General features: G+C 65.9%; 13 protein-coding genes. 7 read left to right on the forward strand and 6 right to left on the reverse strand.

What is annotated here, in order from left to right; genetic code table 11:
• The first annotated feature begins 412 nt into the window (after positions 1-412).
• Entirely contained in the window at positions 413-1090 is a 678-nt protein-coding gene (locus V4558_15305; GenBank protein ID MES2306869.1) for a carbohydrate-binding family 9-like protein, read from the forward strand.
• Positions 1087-2163 carry a Tat pathway signal protein gene (locus V4558_15310; GenBank protein ID MES2306870.1) on the forward strand — a complete coding sequence of 359 codons (1077 nt, stop codon included), beginning with the start codon at positions 1087-1089 and terminating at the stop codon, positions 2161-2163. Before V4558_15305 ends, V4558_15310 begins: the two co-directional genes overlap by 4 nt.
• 70 nt (positions 2164-2233) lie before the next feature.
• Here V4558_15310 and V4558_15315 read toward each other — a convergent pair whose 3' ends face one another.
• The 6 genes from V4558_15315 to V4558_15340 form a co-directional block, all read right to left on the reverse strand.
• Complete coding sequence (locus V4558_15315) at positions 2234-2815, reverse strand: lysophospholipid acyltransferase family protein (GenBank protein MES2306871.1); 582 nt, start codon at positions 2813-2815, stop codon at positions 2234-2236.
• A complete protein-coding gene (locus V4558_15320) occupies positions 2812-4338 on the reverse strand; it encodes a hypothetical protein (GenBank protein ID MES2306872.1) in 1527 nt (508 codons plus the stop codon). Before V4558_15320 ends, V4558_15315 begins: the two co-directional genes overlap by 4 nt.
• A gap of 2 nt (positions 4339-4340) precedes the next feature.
• Positions 4341-6200: a multicopper oxidase domain-containing protein gene (locus V4558_15325; protein MES2306873.1), complete on the reverse strand. Its 1860-nt coding sequence runs from the start codon at positions 6198-6200 to the stop codon at positions 4341-4343.
• Between the two features lie 122 nt (positions 6201-6322).
• Positions 6323-7423 (reverse strand): fatty acid desaturase, encoded by a 1101-nt coding sequence (locus tag V4558_15330; GenBank protein ID MES2306874.1) that lies wholly within the window; start codon positions 7421-7423, stop codon positions 6323-6325.
• Positions 7424-7619: 196 nt separating this feature from the next.
• A complete protein-coding gene (locus tag V4558_15335; protein MES2306875.1) occupies positions 7620-8192 on the reverse strand; it encodes an ATP-binding protein in 573 nt (190 codons plus the stop codon).
• Positions 8189-9052: a protein phosphatase 2C domain-containing protein gene (locus V4558_15340; protein MES2306876.1), complete on the reverse strand. Its 864-nt coding sequence runs from the start codon at positions 9050-9052 to the stop codon at positions 8189-8191. The genes V4558_15335 and V4558_15340 overlap by 4 nt, the downstream gene beginning before the upstream one ends.
• A gap of 205 nt (positions 9053-9257) precedes the next feature.
• Between V4558_15340 and V4558_15345 the strand changes: the two genes are divergently transcribed.
• The 5 genes from V4558_15345 to V4558_15365 all read left to right on the forward strand — a co-directional run bounded on the left by V4558_15345 (position 9258) and on the right by V4558_15365 (position 16431).
• Positions 9258-10271 carry a hypothetical protein gene (locus V4558_15345; GenBank protein MES2306877.1) on the forward strand — a complete coding sequence of 338 codons (1014 nt, stop codon included), beginning with the start codon at positions 9258-9260 and terminating at the stop codon, positions 10269-10271.
• Positions 10272-10359: 88 nt separating this feature from the next.
• Complete coding sequence (locus V4558_15350) at positions 10360-11115, forward strand: rhomboid family intramembrane serine protease (protein ID MES2306878.1); 756 nt, start codon at positions 10360-10362, stop codon at positions 11113-11115.
• Positions 11116-11216: 101 nt separating this feature from the next.
• A complete protein-coding gene (gene deoC, locus V4558_15355) occupies positions 11217-12146 on the forward strand; it encodes a deoxyribose-phosphate aldolase (GenBank protein MES2306879.1) in 930 nt (309 codons plus the stop codon).
• A 111-nt stretch (positions 12147-12257) separates the two neighbouring features.
• Positions 12258-14639, forward strand: a complete 2382-nt coding sequence (locus V4558_15360; protein MES2306880.1) for an aldehyde dehydrogenase family protein — start codon at positions 12258-12260, stop codon at positions 14637-14639.
• Positions 14640-14682: 43 nt separating this feature from the next.
• A complete protein-coding gene (locus tag V4558_15365) occupies positions 14683-16431 on the forward strand; it encodes an ATP-binding protein (GenBank protein ID MES2306881.1) in 1749 nt (582 codons plus the stop codon).
• Positions 16432-16484 lie beyond the last annotated feature (53 nt).

A 16484-nucleotide genomic window follows, 5' to 3' on the forward strand; every position in this document is an offset into this window, starting at 1 on the left:
CCCAGGAGTGCGGCTGCTGCGAGGGCAATGACCGCAAGACGTTTGGACAAGGGCGCCTCTGGATGTGGATGGTTCCCCGGGGGAAGCGCATGCCCTGTACCGTTCTCCGCCCCTGTGAGCCGATTTTTGAAGTCGATGATCTGCAATGACTTACAGAACCGTGTGCCAGTTGCATCGAGAGCCCGTTCGCGATCACTGTTGCAGCTCCGCCGCAACAGCATGTCGCTTGAGCCACAGCATGAGCCATAGCGCGGGGTGGCTTCAGGCTCCCGCTCAGGCTTCATTGCTGGTCATGACTCGCCGCTGGGTCGTTTTACTCGCCCTGCTGGGCTGTTCGCCTGCCGGCACACCCTCGTTACCGGCACCCGAGCGGGTTCGTCAGTACCAGGCCAGTCGGGCGAGTTCGGCTCCGATGATCGACGGGAGGCTCCGCGACCCGGCCTGGGAGAACGCACGGTGGAGCGAGACATTCGTGGATATCGAGGGAGTCGCCCGCCCGGCACCGACCTGGGCCACCCGATTCAAGCTCGCCTGGGATGATGGCTTCCTCTACGTCGCCGTGGCGATGGACGAGCCCGACCTCTGGGCCACGCTCACCCAGCGTGACGCGGTGATTTACCACGACAACGATATCGAGCTCTTCGTCGATCCCGATGGCGATGGCCTGCGCTATTTCGAACTCGAGCTCAATGCGCTGAATACGCCGTGGGACCTCTTCCTTGCCAAGCCTTATCGCGATGGTGGCCGAGGCGACAATTCCTGGGATATCACCGGATTGCGGTCTGCCGTCGGACTCGAGGGAACGCTGAACGATCCGCGCGATCGCGACGGCGGCTGGACTGTGGAATTCGCGATACCGTGGCAGGCATTCAGCGACGGCGGTGGGACCAAGGTGCCGCCGAAACGGGGCGATCGCTGGCGGATTAATTTTTCGCGAGTGGAGTGGGACCTGGACGTCGTGGATGGCCAGTACCGCAAACGGCCGGCACTCTCGTCCACCCTGCATCCCGAGCACAACTGGGTCTGGTCACCGCAAGGCGAGATCAACATGCACGCACCGGAGCGGTGGGGAGTGGTAACCTTCCGATGAACGACCTCTCTCGCAGAACTTTTCTCCACGCGGCAGGCGCCGGGGCGATTGGCGCCTCGCTGCTGTCCCGGGTCGCGCCAAGTTCCCGCGCACCGTTCTCGGCGTGGACCTGGGTTCATGGCGGAGGGGCAACCACCCCCGACGAGTGGGGTGTCCGCTATCGGCGGCTCCGTGATGCCGGCCTCACCGGCGTGCTGGTGAATGGCGGTGACACCGCCGTGCACGCGGCAGCGGCACACGCGGCCGGGCTGGTGCTGCATCGCTGGACCTGGGCACTCAATCGCAGCGGTGACGCGCGGGTGAAGGCGGAACACCCCGAGTGGTTCTCGGTGAGTCGCAAGGGTGAAAGTTCGCTGACGCACCCACCCTACGTGGGCTACTACCAGTGGCTCTGCCCGTCGCGCGAAGAGGTGCGCGCCTATCTCAGTCAGGCGATGGGAGAGGTTGCGGCAGAACCTGGTGTCGACGCGGTGCACCTCGATTACATCCGCCATCCCGACGTGATCCTGCCGCGCAATCTGTGGGAGCAATACCACCTCGTGCAGGATCACGAGATGCCGGAATACGATTTCTGCTATTGCGAGGTCTGTCGCGAGAAATTCCGCAAGGAGCACGGGAAGGATCCGCTCGCCCTCAAGGACCCGAGTCGGAATCGCGAGTGGCGCCAGTTCCGCTACGACTCGGTGAGTCAGCTGGTAGGCATTCTCGCACGCTCGGTTCACGCCCGGGGCAAGGCGATTTCAGCGGCGGTCTTTCCGACCCCGGCACTCGCTCGCATGCAGGTCCGGCAGGCGTGGGACAAATGGCCGCTCGACCTCGTCTTTCCCATGCTCTATCACAAGTTCCATCGTCAGGACATTCCCTGGATCGGCCGCGGGGTCGCGGAAGGAATCGCGGCACTCCCGGCGTCGACACCGGTGGTCGCCGGAGTGCATCTCCCCGATCTGCCACCGGCCGAGCTGGTGCAGGCGATCGAGGTGGCGCGGAATGCGGGTGCGTCGGGAGTGGCGATGTATGACTTGGGAGGTTTGAGCGATGCCCATCTGGCGGCCGTGAGAAGCGTGATGGGGTGATGGGTGATGGGTGGGTGAGGAGAAGGGAGAAGGGAGAAGGGAGAAGGGAGAAGGGAGAAGGGAGAAGGACTCAGCCGAAGTTTTCGGGATGTCGCGCCATGTCGGCCGTGAAGGTTGCGCGCAGGCGCGCGATGTCCTGGTCGAGTGCGCCGGTCGGACGGAACAGCGGTTCGATCGACATGCGTTTGTGTTGGTAGTCGAGCGACACCGGGACGATCGGAACGCCCGCGCCCACAGCGATTCGATAGAAGCCGCTCTTCCACTCCGTGGTACGCTTGCGAGTGCCCTCCGGCGACAGCCCCATTACCAGTTGCGCGCGCGAATGGAAACGTTCGATGGCGGATTCCACGGTCCCGAGCGATGTGGTCCGATCAATCGGCTCACCACCGAGCCAGCGGAGGATTGGTGCGGCAGGCCAGAAGAAGATGGTGTGCTTGCCGAGCCAGGTGAGGCGAATGCCGTAGCCGAACATTGCCATGATGCAGAGGAAGAAATCCCAATTCGAGGTGTGAGGCACCACGATCAGGACGAATTTCGGCTCCTCAGGTAACTCCCCTTCGAGGTGCCAGCCGAAGAGCGCGAGCAGGCGGCGGTTGAAGGCGCGAGTGGCCGGCGTGCCCCGACGTGGCGCGCCAAGGGACCTGCTGCTCACTTCGCCCCGGCAGCGCGTGCTGCGCCGCGCAGTGCCAACGGGCGATTCGGGGTTTCGTGCAACGCACGCGCAAATTCTCGTGCGGCCTCGTCGCGGCGACCGGTGGCCAGCAGTGCCTCACCCAGCAACTCGTGCGCGGGCTTGTCGACGAACGGTGGTCCGAACGCATAGGGAATGCTGTCGGAGAGGAGTACCGCGCGGCGCAGTCGTTGTTGCGCGGCAAAGGTGTCATGGCGCGCGAGTCGGATGACTCCATCGAGTTCGAGTTCGAGCACGGCGCCGCGCTGCGCATCGGCGCGATCCTCGGGCGAGCTGTTGCCACGCCTCACAATCAAGGCGGCTGCTTCGGCGTTGGCCTGCCTGAGCGCCTTGAGGTCGGCGGCGGCGGTCGCGCTGTCGCCACGCTTTGCGGCGGCGTAGCCGTGAGCGAAGTACCAGGTCTGTCGGTCGAACGGGTCGGTGAGGGTGGTCGGGCGCCACATCGCGTCGGGCCCTGCCCACGCTTCCGTATCGAGCAGCTGTCGCGACCACATCGCGATCGCGTCGCCAGTGAACGCCGAATCGCTGGAGGCGCGACGCTGACATTGCTGGAGCAAGGCCGTCGCCATCGCCGTCCGGCCGAGCGAGAGGTAGCCGTAGTGAAGCCAGCTGTTGTAGTGCCCGCACCCCTTGCCACTCGTCATTCCCGGCATCGCGTGGCCACTCGCGTCGGTATGCGTCGCGCGCTGATTGGCCGCGACGAGATCCTGCCACATGCCGCGCGCCATGAAGATGTGCGAGGTCATGTGCTGGGCGTGATCCGCCGCGGGCGCACTGCGCGCGAGGCTGCGGGCTGCGGCCAGCCCGGCACCGGCGTGGTCGGGGTCGTCGGTAGCGTGAATCACATAATGCGCCGCACCGGAGTGCGCCGGCTGGCGGCGAAGCACGTCGTTCGCGATGAGGTAGGCGCGACGATAGGTCGCGGTGTCGCGGACACCCTGATTGAGCGAGAGCAGGGCGAGCGCGTGGAAGAGCTTCGCCTCGTCGTCAGCAGGATATTGCTGCGACAGCTTCGCCATCGCCGCGGCATAGAGTGTGTCGCGGTGCGGCTTGCTCCCGGCACCGTAGAGCACCTCAACCGTCGCGAGGTAGTCGCGCTCGCGCTGGCTGCGCGCCTTCGCCGCACGCGCGGCCGCTGTCGGGGCAAACCGTGCGAGTGCCGCCCGGGCGGAGTCGGGGAACTGTTCATCCCACACGCCGTAGTTCGACGCCATCGCTTCGCCCCAGAACGCCATCGTCATGCCGGGGTCGAGTCGTTCCGCCGAGCGGAAAGCGGCGACGGCCTCGTCGTAGTGGAAGAGATGGAGCAGCATCGCGCCGCGGAGAAAGGCGCTGCGGGCCACTGGTGAAGCGGTGGAGACCGGAAAGACGAGCGCGCCGAGCCCGGGCACCTCGACGGCCGTCGGCTGCTGCGCCGACAGTGGCGCCCCCGCCGCAACCAGCACAAGCGTTACCGCAAGGCCCGACTGAACCCGGTGCTTCATCGTCACTTGACGATGAGCGTCTGGCGCCAGAGCACTGGACCCTGGCCGAATCCTGCGGTCAGCTGGTACTGCCCGGGGCGCAGAGGCGCTGGCAGCTCGAAGTCCCAGGTCTCGCCTACATCCACGAGTTCTGACGCCGGGCGCGGCACCCGGAGTGATGGCTGCAGGTCGGCGCCGTCCTTCGCGCGCGGGCGCCAGGCCACCAGGGTGGTGTCTGCGCGGATCGAGAACTTCACGCGATTGGCCGGCCCGATATTGATGAACCGGAAACGATGGGTCACGCCGCCACTGAGGGTGAGCGGAGCCGACGTGGCCGAGTCACCGTTGACGAGAATATCCTGGGTGGCTGAAACGCCGTTCCAGAGAGCGATGTACAGGTGGTCGGTCGTCGGATCGAAGGGATGACCGGGCTCGGTCACGACAATGGCGCCGGCGGCGCCGCCGGTCACCTGCTCGATGTCATTCATGTGCGTGTGATACATGAAGGTGCCGGCGCGCGGCAGCAGCAGGTGCGCGACGAAGGTCTTCCCCGGCTCGATCGGTGGCGCAAGTGCGGTCCCGCGATTGCTCCAGCCCACCACACCATCCGACCAGCTCTCGAGTTCGATCCCGTGCCAGTGGATACCGCCTGATTGCGTCGTGCGGTTGTGCACGAGGATGTCGACGGGCTGCCCACGAGTCAGGAAGAGCGTCGAGGCGGGGTTCTGCATCGAGTCGGGTCGGGGTGCCACCCCGCCGCGCTGAACGATGTAGCTGAAGGTCGCCGGCATATTGCCGCGCGCTGGCCCCTGCTGCATGAACAGGTCGAGTTGACGCCGGGGTACCGGGCTCGTGGAGGCCGCACCACGCCGCGGCGCCACGTTCAGCCCCATCACAAGCCCCGCCATATGCTCCGCCGGATCTGGCGAGTGCGTCTGATGGACGTCGGCGGCATCGTGGTCCATCCGCGAATCCGGAATCACATGGAAAGTGAGGTGACAGTGGAAGAGCCAGTTGCCGGGTCGATCGGGCGACCACGTCAGCTCGCGCGTCGACCACGGCAGGTAGGTCTCGGTGACCGCGAGCATCGCCTTGCTCGCGGGGATCGGCGTGGCGGCGAGCCCGGTGCCTGTGGCTGTGTTCCGGAAATAGAAGCCATGCAGATGCATCGGGTGCGGCCGGATGGTGCCGTTGATCACCCGCCACCGCAACGAGTCACCCACGGTGGTGCTGATCCGCTCGGTGTACGGCCACGACTTGCCGTTGATCGCCAGCGCTTCCTTGTAGTGCGTCGAGTCGATGTCGACGTTCACGATGTTGAGTACGAAGATCCGATCGGGGCGAGAGCCGCCCGCCGGATCGACCACGAACGCGCCCCCCGTCGTGGTGCGCTCCTGATCGCCACGCTTCATCCCTTGCATGCCGATGTTGGCGCGGTAGAGATAAGTCCCCGGCACGCCGGCCACGAAGGTCACCGTCGCGGAGTCGCCGGGCCTGAGGTGCAGCGTGTCGGCTTCGGCGATGGGATGCCTGCCGAGTCCGATGATGTGCGCGGTCGAATCGGTGAGCGTGTTATGGACCGTGGCGCGGACCACCGTTCCCTCGCGCACTCGAATCAGCGGCGCGGGAATACGCGGCGCCTTGCCGGCCTCGCTGAACGCCTCCACCGTGGCGTGCGGCCCATCCTCCGCCTCGGGATACCACTCGGCCCGCTGCAAGACCAGGTCGATGTGCAGGGTGTCCTGGCGCAGCGATCCGCCGGCCTCACGATTGTCATTGGCAACGACGCGAGGCGCCGGCGCCGCTCCGCGGGGCGTCAGGGTCACCCCGGCGGTGAGGAATGCACCGGCGGCAAACACGATCTGCAGGGCGAGGCCACGCATGGCGAACCATCCCGGGTTGGGTGGTGTGAGGCGGGGGTGGGCCGTTCAGTTGTGAGACGAAGCGGGGAAGTATGCCTGCGGAAGGGCGGGGTGGTAAGGGGAACCACCCCGGTGAGCCAGGTTCAGCGCCAGGCGCGCGGGATCGCCTCGGCCTTGGGAACCAGCGCAGCGGCGCCGGCTTCGAGGCGTTCGGCGATCCGCCGACGAATGGCCCGCAGCTCGCGGAAGCCGACGAGCTTCCGCTCCTCTTCATCCCAGAGGGTGAGCCACAGCGTGCGGACGCTCCCCGGCAGCGTGAGCGTGGTGACCTGCTGAAGCACCGGGTTTTCGTCGAAGCAGCGTTGCAGGCGGTAGTTCGGAATCCGCGAGGCGACGTGATGAATGTGATGCAGCCCGATGTTGGCGGTGCACCACTGCAGCAGCTTCGGCATCACCAGATGCGAGGCGCCCTCGAGGCCGGAAGCGTAGTAGTTCCACGCCTCGCGATAGCGCCAGTAGGTGTCCTCGAACTGGTGCTGCACATAGAAGAGGTAGACGCCAATTGCGCCGGCGAGCAGGGTGACCGGGACCTGAACCATCAGGAAGCGCTGCCAGCCCACGAGCCAGCACATCGCCGCAACGGCGCCGACAATCCCGACATTGGTCCAGTGCACGCTGGCCCATTCACGCTTCCAGCTGCGCGGGATGTCGAGCGGGAGGCGATGCTTGAGCACGAACTGCCACGCCGGCCCAACGACCAGCAACACGAGCGGGTGCCGATAGAGCCGGTAGAGGCGCTGCTTGCCGCGCGGGAGCGCGAGGTATTCGGCCACGGTGAGCGTGTCGATATCACCGAGATCGCGGCCGTCGAGATCGCCCGAGGTCGCGTGATGGATCGCGTGGGTCTTGCGCCAGTAGGTATAGGGAACCAGCGTGATCACGCCGAGGATCGAGCCGACGATGGAATTGGCGCGACGCGAGGTGAAGAAGGAGCCGTGCCCGCAATCGTGCTGCAACATGAAAAGGCGGACGACCATCATCGCAGTCGGAGCAGCGAGGAGCAGGGTGAGCCAGTAGCCCACCGAGAGGCTCCAGAGCATCAGCGCCCAGGAGCCAGCGAAGAGCGCAGCGGTGCTGGCGAGCTGCCAGATGCTCGACCAGAGAACGGAACTCCGGTACGGCGCCAGGACGGCGTTCCAGTCGATTGATCCTTCGGTGCTGTCCTCGGCGGCGCTGGTTGCCATCGCTGATCCTGTCGCGGGTGCGGGGTGCTGGGCCAGCCCGGAATCTAGCCAGAGGTACCCCCGGACCGGCCAGCCTCAGGTTTTTGCGTCCGGGGTCCGATAGTGAGGGTAGAGCACAACCACCCGGGGAGCGTTCCAGCACCCCACCCGAAGGCCCGCGTCAGGTTTTCCTGCCGCGGGCCCTTCTTCTTCCCCCTCAGGCCGCCTCATCGGGGCGGGGGAAGAGGTCGATCTGCGGCGGGTGCAGCGGCAGCCCGCTCGCCAGCAGCACCTCGTCGACCCAGCCCTCACGACCGCCGCGATCGAGCAGGTGACAGGAGACCCCGAGGTCGCGGGCGAGGTCGTCGATCACGGCGTCGATGTCGTGCTGGAAACCTTCGTTGACGTCGCGCTTGCCGTCGAACGATGGCGCCGCAGTGATGGGGACCTTGAAAAGGCCGCTGTAACTCCGGACCCACTCGCGCACCAGCGCGTCGTAGGCCGGCTGCCGCCCCGCCTGATGGACGAGGTAGGCGTAATTGTCGAGCACCGACCGATCGCAGATCACGATGTCGCTCTCTGCCTCGGCGGCAATTTCCCGCGCGATCTGGGTGTGGAGGATCCACGCCTGCGCCTGCAGCGTGGTGTCACGATTGATCGGCAAAGGAGAGCTGCGCGCCACTTCGGCCACGAGGTCGACGGCGCGATCCTGCCGCTTGAGCCGCGCTGCGAGGTCGTAGCAGAGCGTGGTCTTGCCGACGCCGTGCGAACCGATGAACGCGATCTTCACGACTGCGGAATCGCCCGACCGATGATGATCGTGATGTTGTCGGAGCCACCATCGTCGAGTGCCATCTGCAGCAGCTGTTCGCAACACTGTTGTGCCGAGGTCATGGTGCGGAGGCACTCGGCGATCTGCTCGTCGGAAACGTGCTTGGTGAGTCCGTCGGTGCAGAGCAGGTGGACGTTGTGCCAGTCGGCCTTGAGCCGCGTGATCACCGGAGCAGTGGCGTGGCCACCAATGGAGCTCGAGAGAACGTTCGCGAACTGCGATCGCGCGGCAACGGCCCGAGTGAAGACTCCCTGGTCCACCAGGTCCTGCGCGATGGTCTGGTCGCGGGTCACCTGAGTGAGGCGTGCGTCGCGGTAGAGGTAGTAGCGCGAGTCGCCCACCTGCAGCAGGTAGTACCAGGGCCAGACCCCGAGCCAGAGGGTGAGGGTCGTGGCCATGCTGCTCCCCTCGGCCTCACCGCCGGCGCGCTCGACCACGGCCTCGTGCGACCGGAGGGCGGTATCCTGCAGCGTGTCGGTGAAGCTGTCCTCGGTGCTGCTGTGCTGGTCGTGGCAGTCGATGGTCGAGAGGAGGTACTTGGTCGCCACTTCGAGGGTGGTCGCGCTGGCCTCCTCGCCGCCCTGTCCACCTCCCACGCCGTCGGCGACCATGGCGATGAAGGCCATCCGCCGGTCGGCCAGCGGGAGCCGGTCCTGTTCAGAGAGATTGGTCTGCAAGACGCTGAGGCGTTTCTGCACCGACGCCAGGAGGAAATGATCCTGGTTCTGCTTGCGGACCTTGCCGACGTGGGAGAGCCCGAAGACGTCGAGTTCTTCGTCGCGCGGCTTGCGGTCGGGGGTGGCGGGTGTGGGGGGCATGCGGTAGGCCTCAAACGCCAGCGAGAGCGGCGATATAAGTGTTCCGGCGAGGATGGCTGAAGTTAACCCCGCCTCAGGGAGGGTGTGGGGGCTGTCGCGCCCACGCCACGTTGACGCCAGCGGTCCGATTCCGTAGCGTGCAGTTAACCCGTTACTGACATATCGGCTCCGGAGCCGACACCTCACCTCCACCCTGGAGTTCCGCATGGCGTTGCGTACTCGTCTGACCCTGGGCCTCGCCGGACTGGCCGCCCTGGCCGCCTGCTCCGAATCGGCACCGACTGCGAGCGACCCGGTCGCCACCCCGGTGTTCAACAATGCCTCGGATAAGGCCGGTGACAATCCGGTGAAGCACCTCTTCGAGACGCGGAACTCGCCGGCGATTGCTGCTGCGAGGGCGAAGCCGGGCGGTGGCACCGGGATCAGCTATCACGGCGGTCCGGTCCTCCAGGCCGCGACGAAGGTGGTGGCGATCTACTGGGCCAGCTCGCCGATCTACAACAACGGACCGGCGGCCGGGACGTTCAGCACCTCCGGCAACAGCGGGGACAATTCGCTGGTTGGTCACTTCATGCGCAATCTTGGTGGGTCACCCTACTTCAACATCAACACCACCTACAAGAACAGCGCCGGCACCGCCATCAACAACATCGTGACCTACACCGGCTTCTGGGCGAACAACACCTCGGCGCCAACCGGCACGGCCAATGTCACGGACGCCCAGATGCTGTCGATGCTGTCGAGCGGCTTCACGAGCGGCAAGCTGGTGTACGATGCCAACACGCTCTACATCGTTTTCACGTCGGGGAAAGTGAATCTCGGTGGCGGTTTCGGAACCCAGTACTGCGGCTACCACACCCATGGCAATGTCAGCACGCCCGCGGGCACCAAGGTCGCGCTCTATTCGGCGATGCCCTACGACTACGCCTATCCGTCGGCCTGCACCAACGGGACGGCGGCGCCGAACGGCGATGCGGGTGCCGACAACGAAGTCTCGGTCCTGGCACACGAGATCGAGGAGACCACAACCGACCCGATGGGGAACGCGTGGTACGACAACCGTGGCTATGAGAACGCCGACAAGTGCGCGTGGAACTTCGGGACCACGTACAGCAACGGCACCGGCATCGCCAACATGAAGCTCGGCGGAAAGGATTTCCTGGTGCAGCAGAACTGGATCAACTCGGGCACCGGCGGCTGCCGGCTGAGCTGGCCCTGATCTGAGGCTGTAGCAGGGCTGATTTCGGCCACGCCCCTCGGGAACCAATCCCGGGGGGCGTGGCACTTTCGGGCTATATTCACGGAGCATGTTCCCCTACCGAGACGACAATCCTGCGATCCTGACCCCGGTGGTCACGGTCGGCCTGATCGCGGCGAATCTCGCGGTCTGGATCGTCTTTCAGGGGATGGGGGTCGACCAACGCCTGGCCGCTTCAGTTTGCGAGCTGGGGCTGATTCCCGGCGACCTCTTGCACCGGCTCCCGGTCGGCTACTCCTTCCCGGTCGGGAACGGTATGGCCTGCGTGGTCGAGTCCGGGCAGGCGTGGAAGACGGTGATCACCTCGATGTTCCTGCACGGTGGCTGGCTCCACGTGCTGGGGAACTGCTGGTATCTCTGGGTCTTCGGCAACAACGTCGAGGACGCGATGGGGCATTTCCGCTTCCTCGCCTTCTACCTCGTCTGCGGCATCGCTGCGGCGGCGGCGCAGATCGTGGCCGACCCCGGCAGCGCCGTCCCGATGGTCGGGGCAAGCGGCGCCATCAGCGGAGTGATGGGCGCATATGTGGTCCTCTATCCGCGAGTGCGGGTGCACACCCTCGTGGTGCTGGTGGTCCTCTTCTTCCGGATGACCTTCCCGGCGTGGGCCGTACTCGGACTTTGGTTCCTGACCCAGATCCTGAATTCACGGATCGAAGGGCAGGTGGGTGGCGTCGCCGTGATGGCCCACATCGGCGGTTTCCTTGCCGGCGCCCTGCTGATCTTTCTCTTTCGCAGTCCCGCATTGCTGGAGCGCCGCGCCCGTCTGCTGGCGACGCGTACCATGGAGGGATTTGCCCGATGAGTTCCGTCGATACCAGGCCTCCGCGCGTCGCGCGCGGCGCCACTGTCTATCCCTCGCGTGAAGCTGCGCCTCCCGCCGGGCACCTGCCGCGAAATCCCGGGATGCCGCTCGACCTCGCGTGGGTGCGCGACACCCGGGTCAACCGGAGCGCTGTCGAACGACGCGCGGCGACCATCCCCACGCGCCGGTCGGTGAAGACCACCTTCCAGGCAGGCTGGTTGCTTCGCGCGATCACGCTGATGGACCTCACCACGCTGCAGGGCGATGACACCGCGGGCCGGGTGCGCCGACTCTGCGCCAAGGCGCGCCAGCCTGTGCGCCCTGACATCCTCGCCGACCTCGGGATGAACGAGGTGCCGATCAAGGTCGCTGCGGTTTGTGTCTATCACGCGTATGTGCAGACGGCGGTGGATGCGCTCGAGGGGAGTGGCATTCCGGTGGCGGCGGTCTCGACGGGATTCCCTGCGGGGCTGTCGCCGATGAAGACGCGGATCGCCGAGATCGAGGCATCGGTTGCCGATGGCGCCGAAGAAATCGACATCGTGATCACCCGGTCGCACGTCCTCACCGGCAACTGGCAGGCGCTCTACGACGAGGTCCGCGCCTTCCGCGAGGCGTGCGGCAACGCGCACCTCAAGGCGATCCTCGGCACCGGCGAGCTCGCGACCCTGAAGGACGTCGCGCGGGCGTCGGTCGTGGCGATGCAGGCCGGCGCCGATTTCGTGAAGACCTCCACGGGCAAGGAGCCGGTCAACGCGATTCTGCCCGTCGGCGTGGTGATGGCGCGCGCGGTGCGCGAATATCACGACCGCACCGGTCACTACGTGGGATTCAAGCCGGCCGGTGGCATCCGGAAGGCCAAGGAATCGCTCGACTGGCTCGCGATGATGAAGGAAGAACTCGGCGACCGCTGGCTGCGCCCCGATCTCTTCCGGTTTGGTGCCTCCTCGCTGCTTACCGACATCGAGCGGCAGCTGGAGCATCATCTGACCGGAAGATATTCGGCGAATCATCGGCATCCGCTTGCCTGAAGGCAGGAGAATGGATGACGGATGGTGGATGACAGATGACATGATCCGTCATCCACCATCTGTCATCCGTCATCATTCAACGTCTTAACGAATTACCGTGAGTGTGAAGCCATGACCTCTGTCCGCGACGCATTCGAATCCATGGCCTGGGGCCCGGCGCCGGAATCGCCAGCGCAGGCAATCGAATGGCTCGAGCGCCATCATCGCCGCTTCGGCCATTTCGTGGCCGGCGCGTGGACGGCGCCGGCCGACACCTTCGTGGTGTCGAACCCGGCGACCAGCGCCGAACTCGCGCAGGTGAGCCAGGCGAGCGAGATCGATGTCGACCTCGCGGTGGCCGCGGCGCGGGCGGCATTGCCAGGATGGAAAGCGCTCGGTGGGCACGGTCGTGCTCGCTGGCTCTATGCCATCGCGCGCGGCATCCAGCGCAACGCGCGGCTCTTCTCGGTGGTGGAGTCCCTCGACAACGGCAAGCCTATTCGTGAATCCCGCGACATCGACATTCCGCTCGTGGCGCGACACTTCTATCACCACGCCGGCTGGGCGCAGTTGCTCGACAAGGAATTTCCGGGGATGGAAGCGGTCGGCGTGGTGGGCCAGGTGATTCCCTGGAACTTCCCGCTGCTGATGATGGCGTGGAAGATTGCTCCCGCGATCGCAGCCGGAAATACGGTCGTGCTCAAGCCGGCGGAGTTCACGCCACTGACCGCCCTCTGCTTCGCCGACCTGCTGCACGACATCGGCTTCCCGCCGGGCGTCGTGAACATCATCACGGGCGACGGTCGCACTGGCGCCGCGCTGGTGAATCACATCGGGGTCGACAAGGTCGCCTTCACCGGCTCGACCGATGTCGGCCGCGCGATCCGCGGCGCCACCGCAGGCAGCGGCAAGAAGCTCACCCTCGAACTCGGCGGCAAGTCGCCGTTCATCGTCTTTGATGACGCCGATATGGATTCGGTGGTCGAAGGCGTGGTCGACGCGATCTGGTTCAATCAGGGGCAGGTCTGCTGCGCCGGCTCGCGCATCCTCGCGGCCGAGAGCATTGCCGATCGATTGGTGGAGAAGCTGCGCGCCCGGATGGAGACGCTGCGCGTGGGCTCGCCGCTCGACAAGGCGGTCGACATCGGCGCGATCGTGGCACCGGTGCAGCTCGCCCGCATCGATGAACTCGTGAAGCAGGGAATCGCCGAGGGCTCCACCTGCTGGCAGCCGTCGTGGAGCGTGCCGACCGAAGGACTCTTCTATCCGCCGACACTGTTCACCAACGTGTCGCCGGCGGCTACGGTGGCGCAGATCGAGATCTTCGGACCGGTCGTGGTGCTGATGACCTTCCGCACGCCCGATGAAGCGGTCGAGATCGCCAACAACACCCGGTACGGACTGGCGGCGTCGCTCTGGAGCGAGAACATCAACCTCGCGCTCGACCTCGCGCCGCGGCTCAAGGCCGGCACGGTCTGGATCAACTGCACCAATGTCTTCGATGCTGCGGCCGGTTTCGGTGGCTATCGCGAGAGTGGATACGGGCGTGAGGGTGGCAGGGAGGGGATGTACGAGTATCTGAGATCTTCGCACGGCAAGCGTGCTGAACGAGAAGCGAGAAGCGAGAAGCGAGAAGCGATTGGCTCCGATGCGGTGGCGAGCGCCGATGGCCTGCCCGGGGTGGATCGCACTCCGAAGCTCTACATCGGTGGCAAGCAGGCGCGGCCCGATTCCGGCTACTCGTTGCCGGTCCACGGGGCCAAGGGCGAGGTGATCGCCGAGATCGGGCGTGGCAACCGGAAGGACATCCGCAATGCGGTGGAAGCGGCACACGCCGCGTCGAAGTGGGGGAAAGGTACGGCGCACCTGCGCGCGCAGGTGCTCTACTACATCGGCGAGAATCTCGCAGCGCGTCGGGAAGAGTTCGCGGCGCGGCTCACTGCCATCAGCGGCAAGGCGGGCGGCGCCGCCGAAGTCGAGGCAGCGATCCAGCGCTGCTTCACCTGGGCGGCCTGGGCCGACAAGTACGACGGCGCCGTGCACCACACACCGCTTCGCAATGTGACGCTCGCGATGCCGGAGCCACTCGGCGTCATCGGCATTGCCTGTCCTGATGAGGCACCGCTGCTCGGGTTCGTCTCAACCGTGCTCCCGGCGATCGCGATGGGGAACAGCGTCGTCGCGATCCCGTCCGAGGTGGCGCCACTCCTGGCCACCGACCTCTACCAGATCTTCGATACCTCCGACTTGCCTGGTGGTGTGGTCAATATCGTCACCGGCCTGCGCAAGGAACTGCTCACGGCGCTCGCCGGACACGATGACGTCGATGCGATCTGGGTCTTCGCGACACGCGCCGAGGCGACTGAGGCCGAGAAGCTCTCGGCCGGCAACATGAAGCGCACCTGGACCGAGTGGACGGTGCGCAACTGGGCCGACCCCGCCGATGGTGAGGGAACCGAGTTCCTGCGTCACGCAACGCAGGTGAAGAACATCTGGGTGCCGTACGGCGCCTGACCCCGGGCACCCGACGTTTCTCCAGCGCCATCGCGCCTTCGCGGTGGCGGTCGCCTACCTGCTCTTCGGCCTGCTCTGGATCTCCTACTCCGACGCAGCGGTCGAATCACTCGCTAGCGATCCCGACACCCTGACCCGGCTCCAGAACTGGAAGGGGTGGTTCTTCGTCTGTGTGACCGCAGTCGCGGTCTATTTCCTCGTGCGCGGTGCACTGAGCGCCGAACGCAAACTGAGTCGCTCACTGGGCGAGGCCGAGGCACGGCTGCGGCTGGTGCTCGACACGATCCCGAGTCGCGTGCTCTGGAAGGACCGCCACAGCCGGTACCTCGGTGGCAACCTCCGTTTTGCGAAGGACGCCGGGCTCGCCGATCCTGCCGAGCTCGTCGGGCTCTCCGATACCGACTTGCTCTGGGGCGGCGATGCGGCACGACTGCAGGAATCGGATCGCAAGATCGTGAGCGGCGAGGTCACCCATCTCGAATACGAACTGATCATCCCCTCGCCAGAGGGGCAACCGCGCCACGTGCAGGTTACCAAAGTGCCGCTTCCCGGACCCGATGGGGAGATCGCCGGGGTACTCGCGAGTTACGAGGACAACACCGCGCAGCGTCTCGCGGAGCGGCAGCTGCATCACGCCCAGAAACTGCGCGCCATCGGCGAGCTGACGAGTGGCGTGACCCACGATTTCAAGAACGTGCTCTCGGTCATCATCGCGAACGGCGAACTGGTCGCGCGAACCCTCCCGGTCGACTCCGAGGAAGCGGTAGCGATGAGCGACCTCCTCGCGGCCTCACAAGGTGCCGTGGGAATGGTCCGCAAGCTCCTCGGCTTCTCGCGTGAGGGCGATCTGGTCTTCGGCGCGGTCGATCTCCGACCGGTGGTGCGCGACCTGGCGCCGATGCTGTCGCGACTGCTGGCCGGCCAGCACCAGCTCGAGGTTGCGATTCCGCAGGAGCTGCCACTGATCTTCGCCGATCCGGATGCGGTCGAGCAGATGCTGCTGAATCTCATCACCAATGCGCGCGACGCGATGCCGGACGGCGGGGCGATTCGCCTCGAGCTCTTTGGGCCGGGCGACGGCTGGGACGAGGATCTGTCGGCGCGCGTGCTCGGTACCGAAGACGAAGTCCTCGTGGGGAACGTCGTCACGGTGCGCGTGAGCGACACGGGCTGCGGCATGAGTCCCGACGTAGCCGAGCGCGTGCTGGAGCCATTTTTCTCGACCAAGCCGATCGGGCAGGGGACCGGGCTCGGGCTCTCGATGGTATATGGCCTGATGCGGCAGCACGGCGGCTATGTGACGTTGCGCACCGCGCCCGGCAAAGGCGCCTCCTTCGGGCTCCACTTCCCGGTGCTCACCGAGGACGCACCACTGCGCGAGCGGCGTCGACGGCCGCAAGTGGTACAGCTTGCGCGGGGGAGCGAGACGATCCTGCTCGTCGATGATCAGGAAGAATTGCGCCGCACCGGCAGTCGCGTGCTCCGCCGCTACGGGTACACCGTGCTCGAAGCAACAAATGGGGCCGAGGCGCTGGCCATCTGGCGCGAACGGCGGAGTGAGATCGCCCTCGTGCTGACGGACTACATCATGCCCGAGATGCATGGGCTCAATCTGGTGCGCGAGCTGCGGGCGATCGATCCGCGGGTCTGCGTTGCGCTCTCGAGCGGCCACGCCGATGTGATGGACGCCGCAGGAAACGAGAGCAGTACCGCCGTGCCGATGATCGCGAAGCCGTGGTCGCTGGAAGAGCTGGTGACTGGCGTCAGGGACGTGCTCGACGGCCGACGGTGAGCGGGATGGATCCCGAGGGTTGACGCCGCGCGCCATTTCCCATACAATGTAGG

This window comes from Gemmatimonadota bacterium (genome assembly GCA_040388535.1).
Lineage (GTDB): Bacteria > Gemmatimonadota > Gemmatimonadetes > Gemmatimonadales > GWC2-71-9 > Palsa-1233.

What these genes read in the sequence shown, in the direction of transcription:
- V4558_15305 (MES2306869.1), top strand. Translation starts at nt 413, where the DNA reads ATGATCGACGGGAGGCTCCGCGACCCGGCCTGGGAGAACGCACGGTGG.
- V4558_15310 (MES2306870.1), top strand. Translation starts at nt 1,087, where the DNA reads ATGAACGACCTCTCTCGCAGAACTTTTCTCCACGCGGCAGGCGCCGGG.
- V4558_15320 (MES2306872.1), bottom strand. Translation starts at nt 4,338, where the DNA reads ATGAAGCACCGGGTTCAGTCGGGCCTTGCGGTAACGCTTGTGCTGGTT.
- V4558_15325 (MES2306873.1), bottom strand. Translation starts at nt 6,200, where the DNA reads ATGCGTGGCCTCGCCCTGCAGATCGTGTTTGCCGCCGGTGCATTCCTC.
- V4558_15330 (MES2306874.1), bottom strand. Translation starts at nt 7,423, where the DNA reads ATGGCAACCAGCGCCGCCGAGGACAGCACCGAAGGATCAATCGACTGG.
- V4558_15340 (MES2306876.1), bottom strand. Translation starts at nt 9,052, where the DNA reads ATGCCCCCCACACCCGCCACCCCCGACCGCAAGCCGCGCGACGAAGAA.
- V4558_15345 (MES2306877.1), top strand. Translation starts at nt 9,258, where the DNA reads ATGGCGTTGCGTACTCGTCTGACCCTGGGCCTCGCCGGACTGGCCGCC.
- V4558_15350 (MES2306878.1), top strand. Translation starts at nt 10,360, where the DNA reads ATGTTCCCCTACCGAGACGACAATCCTGCGATCCTGACCCCGGTGGTC.
- deoC (MES2306879.1), top strand. Translation starts at nt 11,217, where the DNA reads ATGCCGCTCGACCTCGCGTGGGTGCGCGACACCCGGGTCAACCGGAGC.
- V4558_15360 (MES2306880.1), top strand. Translation starts at nt 12,258, where the DNA reads ATGACCTCTGTCCGCGACGCATTCGAATCCATGGCCTGGGGCCCGGCG.